The sequence below is a fragment of the Streptomyces sp. NPDC048185 genome (assembly GCF_043202495.1).
Lineage (GTDB): Bacteria > Actinomycetota > Actinomycetes > Streptomycetales > Streptomycetaceae > Streptomyces.
Genome location: NZ_JBIDAN010000006.1, coordinates 391,582 through 404,818, shown reverse-complemented (window position 1 = coordinate 404,818; position 13,237 = coordinate 391,582). Strand labels below are relative to the sequence as shown.

The 13,237-nt window shown below is 71.1% G+C and carries 10 protein-coding genes; 5 read left to right on the top strand and 5 right to left on the bottom strand.

Annotated elements, in window-relative coordinates; all coding sequences use genetic code 11:
• The first annotated feature begins 64 nt into the window (after positions 1-64).
• A complete protein-coding gene (locus ACGF3H_RS20515; protein WP_362497867.1) occupies positions 65-850 on the top strand; it encodes a hypothetical protein in 786 nt (261 codons plus the stop codon).
• 15 nt (positions 851-865) lie between these two features.
• Here ACGF3H_RS20515 and ACGF3H_RS20510 read toward each other — a convergent pair whose 3' ends face one another.
• The gene (locus tag ACGF3H_RS20510) at positions 866-1,636 is read right to left on the bottom strand and encodes an HNH endonuclease family protein (protein WP_362497869.1); all 771 of its coding nucleotides are present in this window, start codon (positions 1,634-1,636) and stop codon (positions 866-868) included.
• 136 nt (positions 1,637-1,772) lie between these two features.
• Here ACGF3H_RS20510 and ACGF3H_RS20505 point away from each other — a divergent pair, with 136 nt between their 5' ends.
• Positions 1,773-1,973: an antitoxin gene (locus ACGF3H_RS20505; protein WP_362497872.1), complete on the top strand. Its 201-nt coding sequence runs from the start codon at positions 1,773-1,775 to the stop codon at positions 1,971-1,973.
• Positions 1,974-2,076: 103 nt separating this feature from the next.
• Here ACGF3H_RS20505 and mfd read toward each other — a convergent pair whose 3' ends face one another.
• The gene (mfd, locus tag ACGF3H_RS20500; RefSeq protein WP_362497874.1) at positions 2,077-5,607 is read right to left on the bottom strand and encodes a transcription-repair coupling factor; all 3,531 of its coding nucleotides are present in this window, start codon (positions 5,605-5,607) and stop codon (positions 2,077-2,079) included.
• A gap of 243 nt (positions 5,608-5,850) precedes the next feature.
• Positions 5,851-6,129, bottom strand: a complete 279-nt coding sequence (locus ACGF3H_RS20495) for a helix-turn-helix transcriptional regulator (protein WP_393816521.1) — start codon at positions 6,127-6,129, stop codon at positions 5,851-5,853.
• Between the two features lie 462 nt (positions 6,130-6,591).
• Here ACGF3H_RS20495 and ACGF3H_RS20490 point away from each other — a divergent pair, with 462 nt between their 5' ends.
• Positions 6,592-7,149, top strand: coding sequence for a phospholipase A2 (locus ACGF3H_RS20490; protein WP_362497877.1), 558 nt, complete (start codon positions 6,592-6,594; stop codon positions 7,147-7,149).
• A gap of 116 nt (positions 7,150-7,265) precedes the next feature.
• Here the strand turns inward: ACGF3H_RS20490 and ACGF3H_RS20485 are convergent, their stop codons facing one another.
• Together ACGF3H_RS20485 and ACGF3H_RS20480 are read right to left on the bottom strand one after the other, a co-directional pair.
• Complete coding sequence (locus ACGF3H_RS20485) at positions 7,266-9,836, bottom strand: FtsX-like permease family protein (RefSeq protein ID WP_362497879.1); 2,571 nt, start codon at positions 9,834-9,836, stop codon at positions 7,266-7,268.
• Positions 9,833-10,621 (bottom strand): ABC transporter ATP-binding protein, encoded by a 789-nt coding sequence (locus ACGF3H_RS20480; RefSeq protein WP_362497882.1) that lies wholly within the window; start codon positions 10,619-10,621, stop codon positions 9,833-9,835. Before ACGF3H_RS20480 ends, ACGF3H_RS20485 begins: the two co-directional genes overlap by 4 nt.
• Before the next feature lie 450 nt (positions 10,622-11,071).
• Between ACGF3H_RS20480 and ACGF3H_RS20475 the strand changes: the two genes are divergently transcribed.
• Together ACGF3H_RS20475 and ACGF3H_RS20470 are read left to right on the top strand one after the other, a co-directional pair.
• A complete protein-coding gene (locus ACGF3H_RS20475; RefSeq protein WP_362497885.1) occupies positions 11,072-12,568 on the top strand; it encodes an MFS transporter in 1,497 nt (498 codons plus the stop codon).
• A 196-nt stretch (positions 12,569-12,764) separates the two neighbouring features.
• Positions 12,765-13,211, top strand: coding sequence for a DUF485 domain-containing protein (locus ACGF3H_RS20470; protein WP_362497888.1), 447 nt, complete (start codon positions 12,765-12,767; stop codon positions 13,209-13,211).
• The last annotated feature ends 26 nt before the right edge of the window (positions 13,212-13,237 follow it).

Sequence of the window (13,237 nt, the reverse complement as noted above, 5' to 3'; positions counted from 1 at the left end):
ACCACCACACGCCTCGGCCCCCTCGAAACCCCCGATACACCCCCAGCACCACCAAGGAGCCCTCATGCGGCGCACCACTCTCGTCGCCCTCTGCCTCGCGGCAACCACCACCGCCGCCCTCGCCGGCTGCCAGTCCGGTCAGGACGGTGGCGGGTCGGGCAGCTCCGCGTCCGCGTCCGCGCCGAAGGCGTCCGCACCCGCGGACCCGTTCGCCGGACTGACCGGGGCGCAGATCGCCGACCGGGCCGTCGAGGCCACCACCGGGGCACGCTCGCTGCGCATGACCGGCGACGTCCCCGACGACGAGAGCGGCGGCACCATCAGCATCGACCTGGCCATGGACCGGCAGGGCGAGTGCGCCGGCACCATGAGCCTGGACGGCCAGGGCGAGGCCCAGCTGATCAAGACCGGCAGCACGCTCTACATGAAGTACGACGAGAAGTTCCTGCGCGCGCAGAGCGAGGGCGAGCCGGCGGCCGACACCGACGCGGCCGTGGCGATGCTGGCCGGCAAGTGGACCAAGATGGCCGCCACCGGCCAGGACGCCAAGGACCTGGCGGGCTTCTGCGACCTGGACACGATGCTCGGCGAGATGGAGGGCGCCGGGCAGGACGTGACGCGCGGCAAGTCCGCCACCGTCGGCGGCACGCCCGCGCTCGTCCTCACCGAGAAGGACGGCGCGGACCGCAACACGCTGTACGTCGCCACCGAGGGCAAGCCGTACCTGCTGCGCTTCGACAGCGCGTCCGAGGAGGACCCCGGCACGATGACCTTCAGCGCGTACGACGAGCCGGTGGCCGCGAAGGCGCCCGCCGGTCAGGTCCTGGACCTGGACGCGCTGGGCGGCTGAGGCCGCGCGGCGCGCTCAGCCGCCGCACTGCCGCAGCATGGCCTGCCGGTCCGGCGCGGTCACCGCGAGTTCGTACTTGACGGCGACCTGGGCGAAACGGACGGCGTACGCGCACCGGATGCCCTTGCTCGGGGGCAGCCAGGTGGCGGGCCCGGAGTCGCTCTTGGCCGAGTTGGCCCGGCCCTCGACCGGGATCAGGTTGAGCGGGTCGTTCGCGAGCTGCCGGCGCTTGCTCTCCGGCCACCGCGAGGAACCCAGCTGCCAGCTGTACGACAGCGGCACGACGTGGTCGATCTGGACCTCGCTCGCCTTCTGCTTGCGCCACTCGATCGTCGTGCCGGTGTACGGGTCGTGCAGCGTCATCGCGATGACCACGCAGTTCGAACCGGACCGGAAGCGCACCTCCTGACCATCGCGTCGCAGCAGGTCGTTGCGGGTGTCACAGCCGTTCCTCGCCAGCGGCACACCGTCCGCGGTGTCCATCCAGGCGTAGCCGAACTCGTCCCGGTCGTAACCCGTCTTCGGGCCGCGCCCCTTGGTCTTCAGGCTCTCGATGAGCCTGCGGGCCTCGGCGCGGTCGGAGTCGGCGGAGACCGGGCCGAGGCCGGGCTCGGTCCCGTCCGGGTTGCGCAGCGGGCTGACGGCCTGTCCCGCCGCCGGGGCCTCGGCACCGCCGGCCGACGGCGAGGCCCCCTCACTGTCCAGGCCCTCGCACCCGGCCACCAGGGCCAGGGTGAGCACCGCGCCCGCGGCCCCTGCGGTACGGATCCTGCTGCGCCGCCTCATGCGCGCCCCTCCCCTTGCTGTTTCGCCGCCACCACCGTAGCGAGAGAGAGGTCCAGACCATAGGGGGCCTTAGTAGGCGCAAGGGACATATCTGGCGTACGGTCGGAGGTGAGTCACGTCTCGGAAGGAGCGCTGCATGGGCTTCCTCGACAAGATGAAGAGCATGGCCGGAAAGGACAAGGACCGCTCCCGGAAGATGTCCGACGCCGCCGAACGCAAGGTAAACGAGCGGACCGGCGGCAAGTACGAGAAGCAGGTCGACGCCGCGCAGCAGCGGGCCGAGGACCAGATGGGCTTCGGGCGCGAGCGGGGCGGTGACCGGCCGGAGCGGCCGTAGGCGCGCTCCCTCACATCACACAGCACACATCGAAGCCGTCCACGGGATCGCTCCCGTGGACGGCTTCTCCCTCCCCCGCGGCCACGAGCCCGGGATCGAGGGACTACGAGCCCAGGATCGAGGTCAGGAACTCGCCCACCCACGCGAGCAGTTCCCGCCCGAGGAGCGGCTTGCCGCCCACCTTCGCGGTCTTCGGGCGCGGCACCAGCACCTGGTGGGCGGTCGCCTTGATGACCGTGCCCGGGTACAGGCGCTTGAGGCGCAGCTCCTGGGACTCGCGCAACTCCACCGGAGCGAAGCGGATGTTGTTGCCCTGGAGCACGATCTCGCCGACCCCGCACGCCCGCGCCAGCATCCGCAGCCCGGCGACCAGCAGCAGGTTCTCCACCGGTTCCGGCAACTTGCCGTAGCGGTCGACGAGTTCCTCCCGCACGGCCTTGACGTCCTCCTCGCTGTTCGCGGAGGCGATGGACCGGTACGCCTGGAGCCGCAGCCGCTCGCCGGGGGCGTAGTCGTGCGGGACGTGCGCGTCGACGGGCAGCTCGATCTTGACCTCGAGCGGCGGCTCCTCCTCGACGCCGCCCTCCAGGGAGGCCCGGTAGTCGGCGACGGCCTCCCCGACCATCCGTACGTACAGGTCGAAGCCGACGCCCGCGATGTGGCCGGACTGCTCGCCGCCGAGCAGGTTGCCGGCGCCGCGGATCTCCAAGTCCTTCATCGCCACGTACATGCCCGCGCCCATCTCGGTGTGCTGGGCGATGGTGGCGAGCCGCTCGTGCGCGGTCTCGGTCAGCGGCTTCTCCGGCGGGTAGAGGAAGTAGGCGTAGCCGCGCTCGCGGCCACGGCCGACGCGGCCGCGCAGCTGGTGGAGCTGGCTGAGGCCGAAATTGTCGCCGCGCTCGACGATGAGGGTGTTGGCGTTGGAGATGTCGATGCCGGACTCGACGATGGTCGTGGAGACCAGCACGTCGAACTTCTTCTCCCAGAAGTCGACGACGACCTGCTCCAGGGCCTGCTCCGACATCTGGCCGTGGGCGGTGGCGATCCGCGCCTCGGGCACGATCTCGCGGAGCTTGGCCGCCGCGCGGTCGATGGACTCGACGCGGTTGTGGATGTAGAAGACCTGGCCCTCGCGCAGCAGCTCGCGGCGGATCGCGGCGCCGATCTGCTTGTGCTCGTAGGGGCCGACGAAGGTCAGGACCGGGTGGCGCTCCTCGGGCGGGGTGGTGATCGTGGACATCTCGCGGATGCCGGTGACCGCCATCTCCAGGGTGCGCGGGATAGGGGTGGCGGACATGGTGAGCACGTCGACGTTGGCGCGGAGCTTCTTCAGCTGCTCCTTGTGCTCGACGCCGAAGCGCTGCTCCTCGTCGACGATGACCAGACCGAGGTCCTTGAACTTCGTCTCGGAGGAGAACAGGCGGTGGGTGCCGATGACGATGTCCACGGAGCCCTCGCGCAGGCCCTCCAGGGTGGCCTTGGACTCGGTGTCGGTCTGGAAACGGGACAGCGCCTTCACGCTCACCGGGAACTGGGCGTACCGCTCGCTGAACGTCCCGAAGTGCTGCTGCACCAGCAGGGTCGTGGGCACGAGGACGGCGACCTGCTTGCCGTCCTGGACGGCCTTGAAGGCGGCGCGGACCGCGATCTCCGTCTTGCCGTAACCGACGTCGCCGCAGATCAGGCGGTCCATGGGGACCGTCTTCTCCATGTCCTCCTTGACCTCGGCGATGGTCGTGAGCTGGTCGGGCGTCTCCGCGTACGGGAAGGCGTCCTCCAGCTCGCGCTGCCAGGGGGTGTCCGCGCCGAACGCGTGGCCCGGCGCCGCCATCCGGGCGCTGTAGAGCTTGATCAGGTCGGCGGCGATCTCCTTGACGGCCTTCTTGGCGCGGGCCTTGGTCTTGGTCCAGTCGGCGCCGCCGAGGCGGTGCAGGGTGGGGGCCTCGCCGCCGACGTACTTGGTGATCTGCTCCAGCTGGTCCGTCGGGATGTACAGCCGGTCACCGGGCTGGCCGCGCTTGGCGGGGGCGTACTCCACGACCAGGTACTCGCGGGTGGCGCCCTGCACGGTGCGCTGGACCATCTCGATGTAGCGGCCCACGCCGTGCTGCTCGTGGACGATGTAGTCGCCCGACTCCAGGGTGAGCGGGTCGATGGTCTTGCGGCGCCTGGCGGGCATCCGGGCGCCCTCGCGGCCGGCGGCCTTCTGGCCGGTCAGGTCGGTCTCGGTGAGCACGGCGAGCTTCAGCGCCGGGTCGACGAAGCCGTGGTCGATCGAACCGCAGGAGACGTGCACGACGGACGGGGACAGCTCGCCCAGGTCGTTGTCGAGGCGGGCGGCGATGCCCTCGCCGCCCAGCACCTCGACGGTGCGGGCCGCCGGACCGTGGCCCTCGGTGAGGTAGACCGCGCGCCAGCCGTCGGACAGCCAGCCCTTGGTGTCGGCCAGGGCCCTCGCGGTGTCGCCGCGGTAGGTCTCGGGGGCGTGCATGCCGAGCTTGAGGGTGTCCGAGTCGAGCTCTTCGTCGGCGGCGAACGGCGACACCGACCACCACATCATGTCCAGCTCGCGGGCCCGGTCCCGGACGTCCGCGATGGACCACAGGGAGGCCGCGTCGACGTCGATCGGCGCCTCGCCACCGCCCGCGGTGGCGGCCCAGGACGCCTGGAGGAACTCCTGGCTCGTCGCCACCAGGTCGGCGGCCCGGGTCCGGACCCGCTCGGGGTCGCAGACGATCGCCATGGCGCCCTTGGGCAGGACGTCGAGCAGCAGCTCCATGTCGTCCACGAGGACGGGCGCCAGGGACTCCATGCCCTCCACGGCGATGCCCTCGGCGATCTTGCCGAGCAGCTCGCCGAGCTCGGGGTGCTCCTCGGCGAGGGCGGCGGCCCGCTCGCGGACCTCGGGCGTCAGCAGCAGCTCGCGGCAGGGCGGGGCCCACAGTCCGTGCTCGGCGACCTCCAGGGAGCGCTGGTCGGCGACCTTGAAGTAGCGGATCTCCTCGACGTCGTCGCCCCAGAACTCGACGCGGAGCGGGTGTTCCTCGGTGGGCGGGAACACGTCCAGGATGCCGCCGCGCACGGCGAACTCGCCGCGCTTCTCCACGAGCTCCACACGCTGGTACGCGGCGGCTGCGAGGCCCTCGACGATCTCGTTCAGGTCGGCGTTCTGCCCGGTCCGCAGGGAGACCGGTTCCAGGTCGCCCAGGCCTTTGACCTGGGGCTGGAGCACGGAGCGCACGGGCGCGACGACGACGGAGACCGGGCCGGTCTCCGGGTCGTCGGGGCGGGGGTGGGTCAGGCGCCGCAGGACGGCCAGGCGGCGGCCGACGGTGTCGCTGCGCGGGCTGAGCCGCTCGTGCGGCAGGGTCTCCCAGGACGGGTACTCGACGACGCCCTCGGGCGGCAGCAGCGAGCGCAGGGCCGCGGCCAGGTCCTCCGCCTCGCGTCCCGTCGCCGTCACCGCGAGGACGGGGCGGTTCGTCTCGCGGGCCAGCGCGGCGACCGAGAAGGGGCGGGCGGCGGGGGGGCCGACCAGGTCGACGTGCATGCGGTTGCCGTCGGCGGCGGCGGTGATCGCTTCCGCGAGGGCGGCGTCCTTGACGACGGCGTCGAGCAGACCGTGCAGGCTCATTGAGGAGGCGCTTCCGTCCTGGGGGTGTGGTCCTGGGCGTCCGGGTTGTCAACACGAGTAACCCGGCGGTGCGAAGGCCGGGGGTGTCCAGGGTACGACTGGACGTCGCCCGGTGCCGCGCCGCCGAGGGCTCCCGTCGTGGCTCGCCACGCCTTCGGCCAGGCGGTGTACCGGCTGCCCCACGCCGCTCCCGGCCGGAGCACCCAGCTCTCGACGCGTCCCGTGGTCCGTCCGCCCGCGCCCTCAGCCGGAGGGCGGCCGGGAGCCCGGGTGCTGCCGCTGCGGCCCGGTCCGCGACGGGACGGCCGGCAAGGCGGTACCGACTCGCACAGCGGTGTCACCGGCACCGCGGAAAGCGACAAACACCCCCCGCCCCGGTGCGACGGTCACGAACAGTTCGGCACCGAACGCCTGAGCTATGCGTTCCAGTAAAGGAAACGTGGGCGCGCATCTGCCGCGTTCGAGCCGGGAGATCGCTGCCTGCGTCAGCCCGGACAGTGCGGCCAGGCGCACCTGCGTCATCCCGGCGGCTTCCCGCCGGCTGCGCACGGCTTTGCCCACCGACGCCTCCCACGTCCTCGCGACGCCTTCCCCCGCCACGCGCCCAGGCCCCGCGATTCCCGGCCCCGTTCCCCGCGATCGACGCATCATCGCCACCCCCCGGTTGTTCAATTCAAAACATCAATTCGTCAGCCGCCCCCCGCCCGGGACGGTAACCGGCCGGCCCGCCGAGACGGTGCAATTTGAGCAAGAACTGAGCTTCCCAATACCGCCCTCCCGCTCGACGGAAAGCGCCTTCCGATATCGCAGAACACGCATATAGCACGACTGGCATGAAGCGCGAGAAAGACGCATTGATGCTGCTCAGGGAGATGGAACGGACTATTCCGAACACGGACGTGGCTCATTTCCCTCACATCCGCTTGTTCGGCCGTCGACGCCCGTGCAACTGTTGCCGCCACCTCGAACCGAAAGGCGTCGCACATGACCCAGTTGCGCAAAGCAATCCCCGCTGTCGCCCTTTCCGGCCTTCTGCTCGCCACCGGAGCGACGCCGGCGCTCGCGGACTCCGCCGCTCCGGCCGGAACAAGCTCCGCCCAGGCCGCCCCCGCCGTGACGAAGGGAGCGAAGCTGACGAAGCTGAAGTCCCTCACCGACAACTCGGAAGCATCCCAGAACCGCTGGTTCACCGCGCTCGGCCAGTACCGCCAGAAGAAGGCGGCGATCACGAAGTACAAATTCAACTGGAAGACCGACTACTGCTCCAAGTCCCCGAACAAGATACCCGGCGGGTACGACTTCTCCTTCCCCTGCTACCGTCACGACTTCGGGTACCGGAACTACAAGAGCATCGCCGGCAAGACCGCGTTCAAGCGGGATCACAAGCTGCGCATCGACAAGGCATTCCTCGGCGACATGAACCGGGTGTGCACGTACAAGCCCTGGGCGGACCCCTACACGCCGGGCCAGCGGAAGAAGCTGAAGGCCGCCTGCTACAAGACGGCCAAGAAGTACTACTCGGCCGTCCGCGCTCTCGGCTGACACCGAGTCCGAGCCGGTCCGTGCCCCTCCGTACGGCCACGAGGGCGGCGGGACGTGGGATCGCACCCACGTCCCGCCGCCCTCGCGTCTTGCTCGGTACGCCGAAGGTTGCGCGGTCAGTCCGTCGCGATGGCGTCCAGCACATTCATCCGCCCTGCCCGGAAGGCGGGTACCAGTGCCGCGAACAGCCCGACGAACGCCGAGCCCGCGAACACCGCCGCGATCGTCGGCCAGGGGATGTCCAGCACCTTCAGCCCTTCCAGGGCGAGCAGTTCATGAGCGGTCGTACCCCAGCCCATACCGAGGCCCAGGCCCAGCAGCGCGCCGAACACGGCGATCACCACCGATTCCATCCTGATCATGCGGCGCAGCTGCCGACGGGAGAGGCCGATGGCCCGGACCAGACCGATTTCCCGGGTGCGCTCCACCACGGACAGGGCGAGGGTGTTCACCACGCCGAGGACCGCGACCACGATGGCCAGGGCCAGCAGACCGTAGACCATGTTGAGCAACTGCCCTATTTGGTCCTTCAGTTCCTGCTTGTAGTCGGCCTGGTTCAGCACGGTGACGGTGGGGTCGGAAGCCAGGTGGGCCTTCAGTGACTCGTACGCGTGCTCCTCCTGCCCGTCCTTGGCGGTGATGAGCAGGGCCGTGTCCAGCGGCATCCGGTCGGCCGGGACGTACCGCTCCACCGTGTCGATGCCCGTGTACATCGCTCCCTGGTCGAGTGCGGTGTCGTCCGAGGTGACGGCGGCCACTCGCAGCCTGGCGACACGCCCCCCGTCGAAGGCGACGGTCAGGGTGTCGCCCACGCGCACACCGTGGTCTCCGGCGAAATCCGACCCGACGGACATGGCGTCGCCGCCGTAGGCCTCGGACAGCTTGCCCGACACGGTCTGCCTGCGCAGGTCCTGCTGGTAGGCGGCGTCGGTGGCGCTCAGCCGGCCCTCGTGGACCGTGCCGTCCGGTGTGGTGATGTCGGCCGGAACCTGTCGAAGGCGCGTGACGTGGCCGAGGTCGGAAGCACCTCTCGCCGCCGCGACCGCGGCCGGGTTGAGGGGCTTGTCGCCTTCGCTCTCGACGATGAAGTCGGCACCGACCGTCTTGTCCAGTTCGGCGGTGGCGGAGGCCACCATGGAAGAGCCGACCACGGAAAGGCAGGCGACCAGGGCCAGGCCGATCATCAGCGCAGCCCCGGTGGCGCCGGTACGGCGTGGATTGCGCAGCGCGTTGCGTTCGGCCATGCGTCCGACGGGTCCGAAGGCCCGCAGCAGTACGGCACTGAGCACGCGGACCACCCCGGCCGCGAGGAGCGGACCGATCACCACGAACCCGAGCAGGGTCAGCAGGACACCGGCGCCGAGCAGAAGCGCACCGTCGCTCGCCTTCGACGCGTCCGCCGCGGCGTACAGGGCGAGGGCGCCGGCACCCGTGAGCACCAGGCCGATCACGGCCCGCACCCAGCCCGCCCGGCCGCCGGCCGGTGCGCCCGACTCGCGCAGCGCGGACATCGGAGAGATTCTCGCCGCCCGGCGTGCGGGCAGCCAAGCGGCCAGGACGGTGACCAGGATGCCGAGCACCAGGCCCACCACCGGCGTCGCCACGGTGACCGTCAGATCCCTCGTCGACAGGTGCATGCCCATGAGGCCCATGAGTTTCATCAGGCCGACCGCGAGACCGATTCCAGCCCCGACGCCCAGGACCGAGCCCACCACGCCCAGCAGCAGCGCTTCGGCCAGCACGGACCGGTTGACCTGACCGCGCGACGAGCCGATCGCCCGCATCAGGCCGATCTCACGCGTCCGCTGAGCGACCAGCATGGAGAACGTGTTGACGATCAGGAAGACACCCACGAGGAACGCCACGCCCGCGAAGCCGAGCATGGCGTACTTGATGACATCCAGGAACTCGCCGACGCTCTTGCGGTTCGCGTCAGCGGTCTCGGCCTGCGTCCGGACCAGGTACGCGCCGTCCAGCTCGGCCGAGACGCTTCCCTTGAGCCGGACGTCGGAGACACCGTCGGCTGCGGTGACGTTGATCTGTGTGAACCGGCCTACGGCGCCGAGCAGCACCTTCTGGGCAGTGGCCGTGTCGAAGTAGACGATCGCTGCCCCGGGGTTGGTCACCCGGAAGGCGGCGATTCCGACGATCCGCGCGGAGAGGTCACCGCGGGCGGTGATGGTGCGCAACTCGTCGCCGAGCCGCAGGCCGTGCTTGTCGGCGGTGTCCTTGTCGACCATCATCTGGGTCGGCCCGCGCGGGGCGTGTCCCGAGGTGATCTCCATCGACCGCAGGTCGTTCCGCGTCCAGTTGCCGGCGATCGTCGGAGCGCCCGTCGACGAGCCCATGTTCTCGTTCTCACCGTCGACGACGGTGACGCTGGCCGAGCTCACGGCGCCCTCGACCGACGTGACCCCCTCCACGTCACGCAACCGCTCGACCGCCGAGGCGGGAAGCGACTCGGGCACACCATTGCGGGGCGCCTCGTCGCTCTTCGCGGACGCGGGGGAGACCGTCACGTCCGACGCCGTCGCCGCGAACAGCTTGTCGAACGTCGTGTTCATGGTGTCCGTGAACACCAGGGTGCCGCACACGAACGCCACCGACAGCAGCACCGCCACCGCCGAGAGCGCCATCCGGCCCTTGTGCGCGAAGAAGTTGCGCAGCGAGGTCTTGACGACGGTCATGACGTACGCCCCCGGGCGTCGAAGTCCTTCATGCGGTCCAGGACGGCTTCCGCGGTCGGCCGGTGCATCTCGTCGACGATCCGGCCGTCGGCGAGGTAGAGCACCCGGTCCGCGTAGCTCGCGGCCACGGGGTCGTGGGTGACCATCACGATGGTCTGGCCCAGCTCGTCCACCGACCGGCGCAGGAAGCCCAGCACCTCGGCGCCGGCCCGCGAGTCGAGGTTTCCGGTCGGCTCGTCCCCGAAGATGATCTCCGGCCGGGCCGCCAGGGCCCGCGCCACGGCGACGCGCTGCTGCTGGCCGCCGGAGAGCTGGGTCGGCCGGTGCTTGAGCCGGCCGGCGAGCCCCACGGTCTCCACGACCCGGTCCAGCCACGCCTTGTCGGGCTTGCGGCCGGCGATGTCCATGGGCAGCGTGATGTTCTCGATGGCGTTCAGCGTCGGCAGCAGGTTGAACGCCTGGAAGATGAAGCCGATCCGGTCCCGGCGCAGCTGCGTGAGCTTCTTGTCCTTCAGGCCGGTGATCTCGGTCTCGTCCAGGTAGATCTGTCCGCCGGTGACGGTGTCGAGGCCGGCCAGGCAGTGCATCAGCGTCGACTTGCCGGAGCCCGACGGACCCATGATCGCCGTGAACCGGCCGCGGGCGATGTCCACGTCCACGTGGTCCAGGGCCACCACCCGGGTCTCCCCGCTGCCGTAGGCCTTGACGACCTGCCGCGCCCGCGCGGCGACGGCTGTACGCCCTCCGGTGCTCCCGTGCAGGGGAGTGGTTACGGCCGATGTCATGTCAAGTCTCCTATGTCGGTCATCGAGTGAGCCGCCGGTGCCGGCGGTACGGGTCGTTCGGTACCGCTGAAGGCGTTGCTTGCTACGTCGAAGAGTCTGGCCGGGACCAGGGGTCGGGCGCGCTGGTGCTCAGCGCACTCTTCCGCTGGGGAAAACCCCACCCCCGCTGGTCCGGTTCGCCGCCCCCCAGCGGCGTAAAGCCAGATTAAGGACCCGCCGGGGCCCGTCTCGTCCTCCGCCGGTACGAACCCTCCCCGGGCCGTAGTACGGAGGTACCCCTAGGGGCTGTCCACCCGTCGGTGGAGTTCTCCTAGGGGTAGGTCTCCGCCCTCGGACGCACCGAGCCTCCACCCTCCCGCGACGTGAGGCTCAAGTGGCAAGCTGAACCCGGCAGGTCGATGCACGGGGCACACATCAGGGGTCCCCGGTGAACACGGGGGGAGACCCGGGGTGGGCGGCACCAGACCCGCGGTACGCGAGGCCGCGTCCGGCGGCGGCACGGACCGGCGCGGCGCCGTCGTCGCCGCGCTGATGCTGGCGATGGCCCTGGCGGCCCTCGACTCGACCATCGTCTCCACCGCCGTACCGCAGATCGTCGGCGACCTCGGCGGCTTCTCCCTCTTCTCGTGGCTCTTCTCGGGCTATCTGCTGGCCGTCACCGTCACCCTCCCCGTCTACGGCAAGCTCTCCGACACCTTCGGCCGCAAACCGGTGCTGGTCGCGGGTGCGGCCCTGTTCCTGCTCGGCTCCCTGCTGTGCGCGCTGGCGTGGAACATGGCCGCCCTGATCGCCTTCCGGGTCGTGCAGGGCCTGGGCGGCGGCGCCCTGCAGGGCACGGTCCAGACCCTCGCCGCCGACCTCTACCCGCTGAAGGAGCGGCCCAGGATCCAGGCCCGGCTGTCCACCGTGTGGGCGGTGTCGGCGATCGCGGGGCCCGGCCTGGGCGGTGTGCTCGCCGCCTACGCCGACTGGCGCTGGATCTTCCTCGTCAACCTGCCGATCGGCGCCCTCGCCCTGTGGCTGATCGTGCGTCACCTGCACGAGCCGCGGCGGGAGGCGTCCGGCGCGCGGCCCCGGGTCGACTGGGCGGGCGCGCTGGCCGTGTTCGCCTGCGGTGGTGTGCTGCTCACCGCGCTGGTGCAGGGCGGTGTGGCCTGGCCGTGGCTGTCGGCGCCCTCCCTCGCCCTGTTCGGTACGGGGCTCGCGCTGCTGGCCGTCGTGGTGGTGGTCGAGCGCCGGGCGGCGGACCCCATCATCCCCGGCTGGGTGTGGCGGCGCCGGACGATCGCCGCGGTGAACCTCGCGCTCGGCGCGCTGGGCCTGCTGATGGTCGCCCCGACCGTGTTCCTGCCCACCTACGCCCAGTCGGTGCTGGGCCTGGCCCCCGTGGCCGCCGGTTTCGTGCTGTCCGTATGGACGCTGACCTGGCCCGTGTCGGCGGCGCTGAGCCAGCACGTGTACCGCAGGATCGGCTTCCGCCACACGGCCATGCTGGGCATCGGCACCGCGTCCCTGATCCTGCTCGCCTTCCCCTTCCTGCCCTACCCGGGCGAGCCCTGGCAGCCGATGCTGCTGATGCTGCTGCTCGGTGCCGCGCTCGGGCTGTTCCAGCTCCCGCTCATCGTCGGCGTCCAGTCGACGGTGGGCTGGTCGGAGCGCGGCACGGCGACCGCGTCCGTCCTCTTCTGCCGCCAGACCGGGCAGACCGTGGGCGCGGCCGTCTTCGGCGCGATCGCCAACGGCGTGCTGGCCGCACGGCTCGGCGGCGCGAGCGACCTCGACTCGGTGACCCGTGCGCTGGACACCGGCGCCCCCGCCGAGCCCGTACGGCACGCGATCGCCGAGGCCGTCCACGCGGTCTACCTGGGCGCGGCGGGGGCGGCGGCCCTGGCGTTCGTGGTGCTGCTGGTGGTCGCGCCGCGGAAGTTCCCGGTGCTGAAGGACTGATCGCGCGGGACGGTTGTGCCGGTGCCCTGCGAGAACGGCGCGACGGTGGGCCGCGCACCCGAGGTGACGGCATACCGACCACTCAGTTCGCCGAAAAGGGCCCGCGGAACCGAACCGGCGAGTAACGTGCGTGGCCCTCCACCCCCCGCCTCCCTGCGGTCCGCCCGCGGACCCCAGCCGCGCAAGGAGCACCGGGATGTCCTTCGACCCGTACCCACCACCACGGCACGGCGCGCCACCGCCGTACGGGCCCTCGCCGTACGGCCCCGCCTCCTCGTACGACGGCTCTCCGAGCCACGACACCGACCCGCCGTACGCCGCCCGGTCCCGGCAGCCGCTCGGGCACCACAGCGACCTGCGCGTCCTGCGCGGCGCGTACCGCCGGCAGCGGCGCACGGCCACCTTCGCCGCGCTCGGCTACTTCCTGCTGTTCCTGGGCCTGTCGGCGTTCGCCCCGTCGGCCCTCACCGGCTCCGTCGCCGACGGGCTGCCGCTGGGCCTGCTGCTCGCGCTGCTCCAGCTCCCCGTCACCTGGCTGGCGATCGTCCTGTACGAGCACACCGCACGCCGCACCGTGGACCCGCTCGCGGACCGCATCCGCCACGACAGCGAAGTGGACGTCAGGCGGGGGGCGGCCTGGTGACCGGATTCGACGACAACGCGCAGGCG

Coding starts and splice junctions, on each gene's coding strand:
- ACGF3H_RS20470 (WP_362497888.1), top strand. CDS start 12,765: ATGTCCTTCGACCCGTACCCACCACCACGGCACGGCGCGCCACCGCCG.
- ACGF3H_RS20485 (WP_362497879.1), bottom strand. CDS start 9,836: ATGACCGTCGTCAAGACCTCGCTGCGCAACTTCTTCGCGCACAAGGGC.
- ACGF3H_RS20510 (WP_362497869.1), bottom strand. CDS start 1,636: ATGAGGCGGCGCAGCAGGATCCGTACCGCAGGGGCCGCGGGCGCGGTG.
- ACGF3H_RS20505 (WP_362497872.1), top strand. CDS start 1,773: ATGGGCTTCCTCGACAAGATGAAGAGCATGGCCGGAAAGGACAAGGAC.
- ACGF3H_RS20515 (WP_362497867.1), top strand. CDS start 65: ATGCGGCGCACCACTCTCGTCGCCCTCTGCCTCGCGGCAACCACCACC.
- ACGF3H_RS20480 (WP_362497882.1), bottom strand. CDS start 10,621: ATGACATCGGCCGTAACCACTCCCCTGCACGGGAGCACCGGAGGGCGT.
- ACGF3H_RS20490 (WP_362497877.1), top strand. CDS start 6,592: ATGACCCAGTTGCGCAAAGCAATCCCCGCTGTCGCCCTTTCCGGCCTT.
- mfd (WP_362497874.1), bottom strand. CDS start 5,607: ATGAGCCTGCACGGTCTGCTCGACGCCGTCGTCAAGGACGCCGCCCTC.
- ACGF3H_RS20495 (WP_393816521.1), bottom strand. CDS start 6,129: ATGACGCAGGTGCGCCTGGCCGCACTGTCCGGGCTGACGCAGGCAGCG.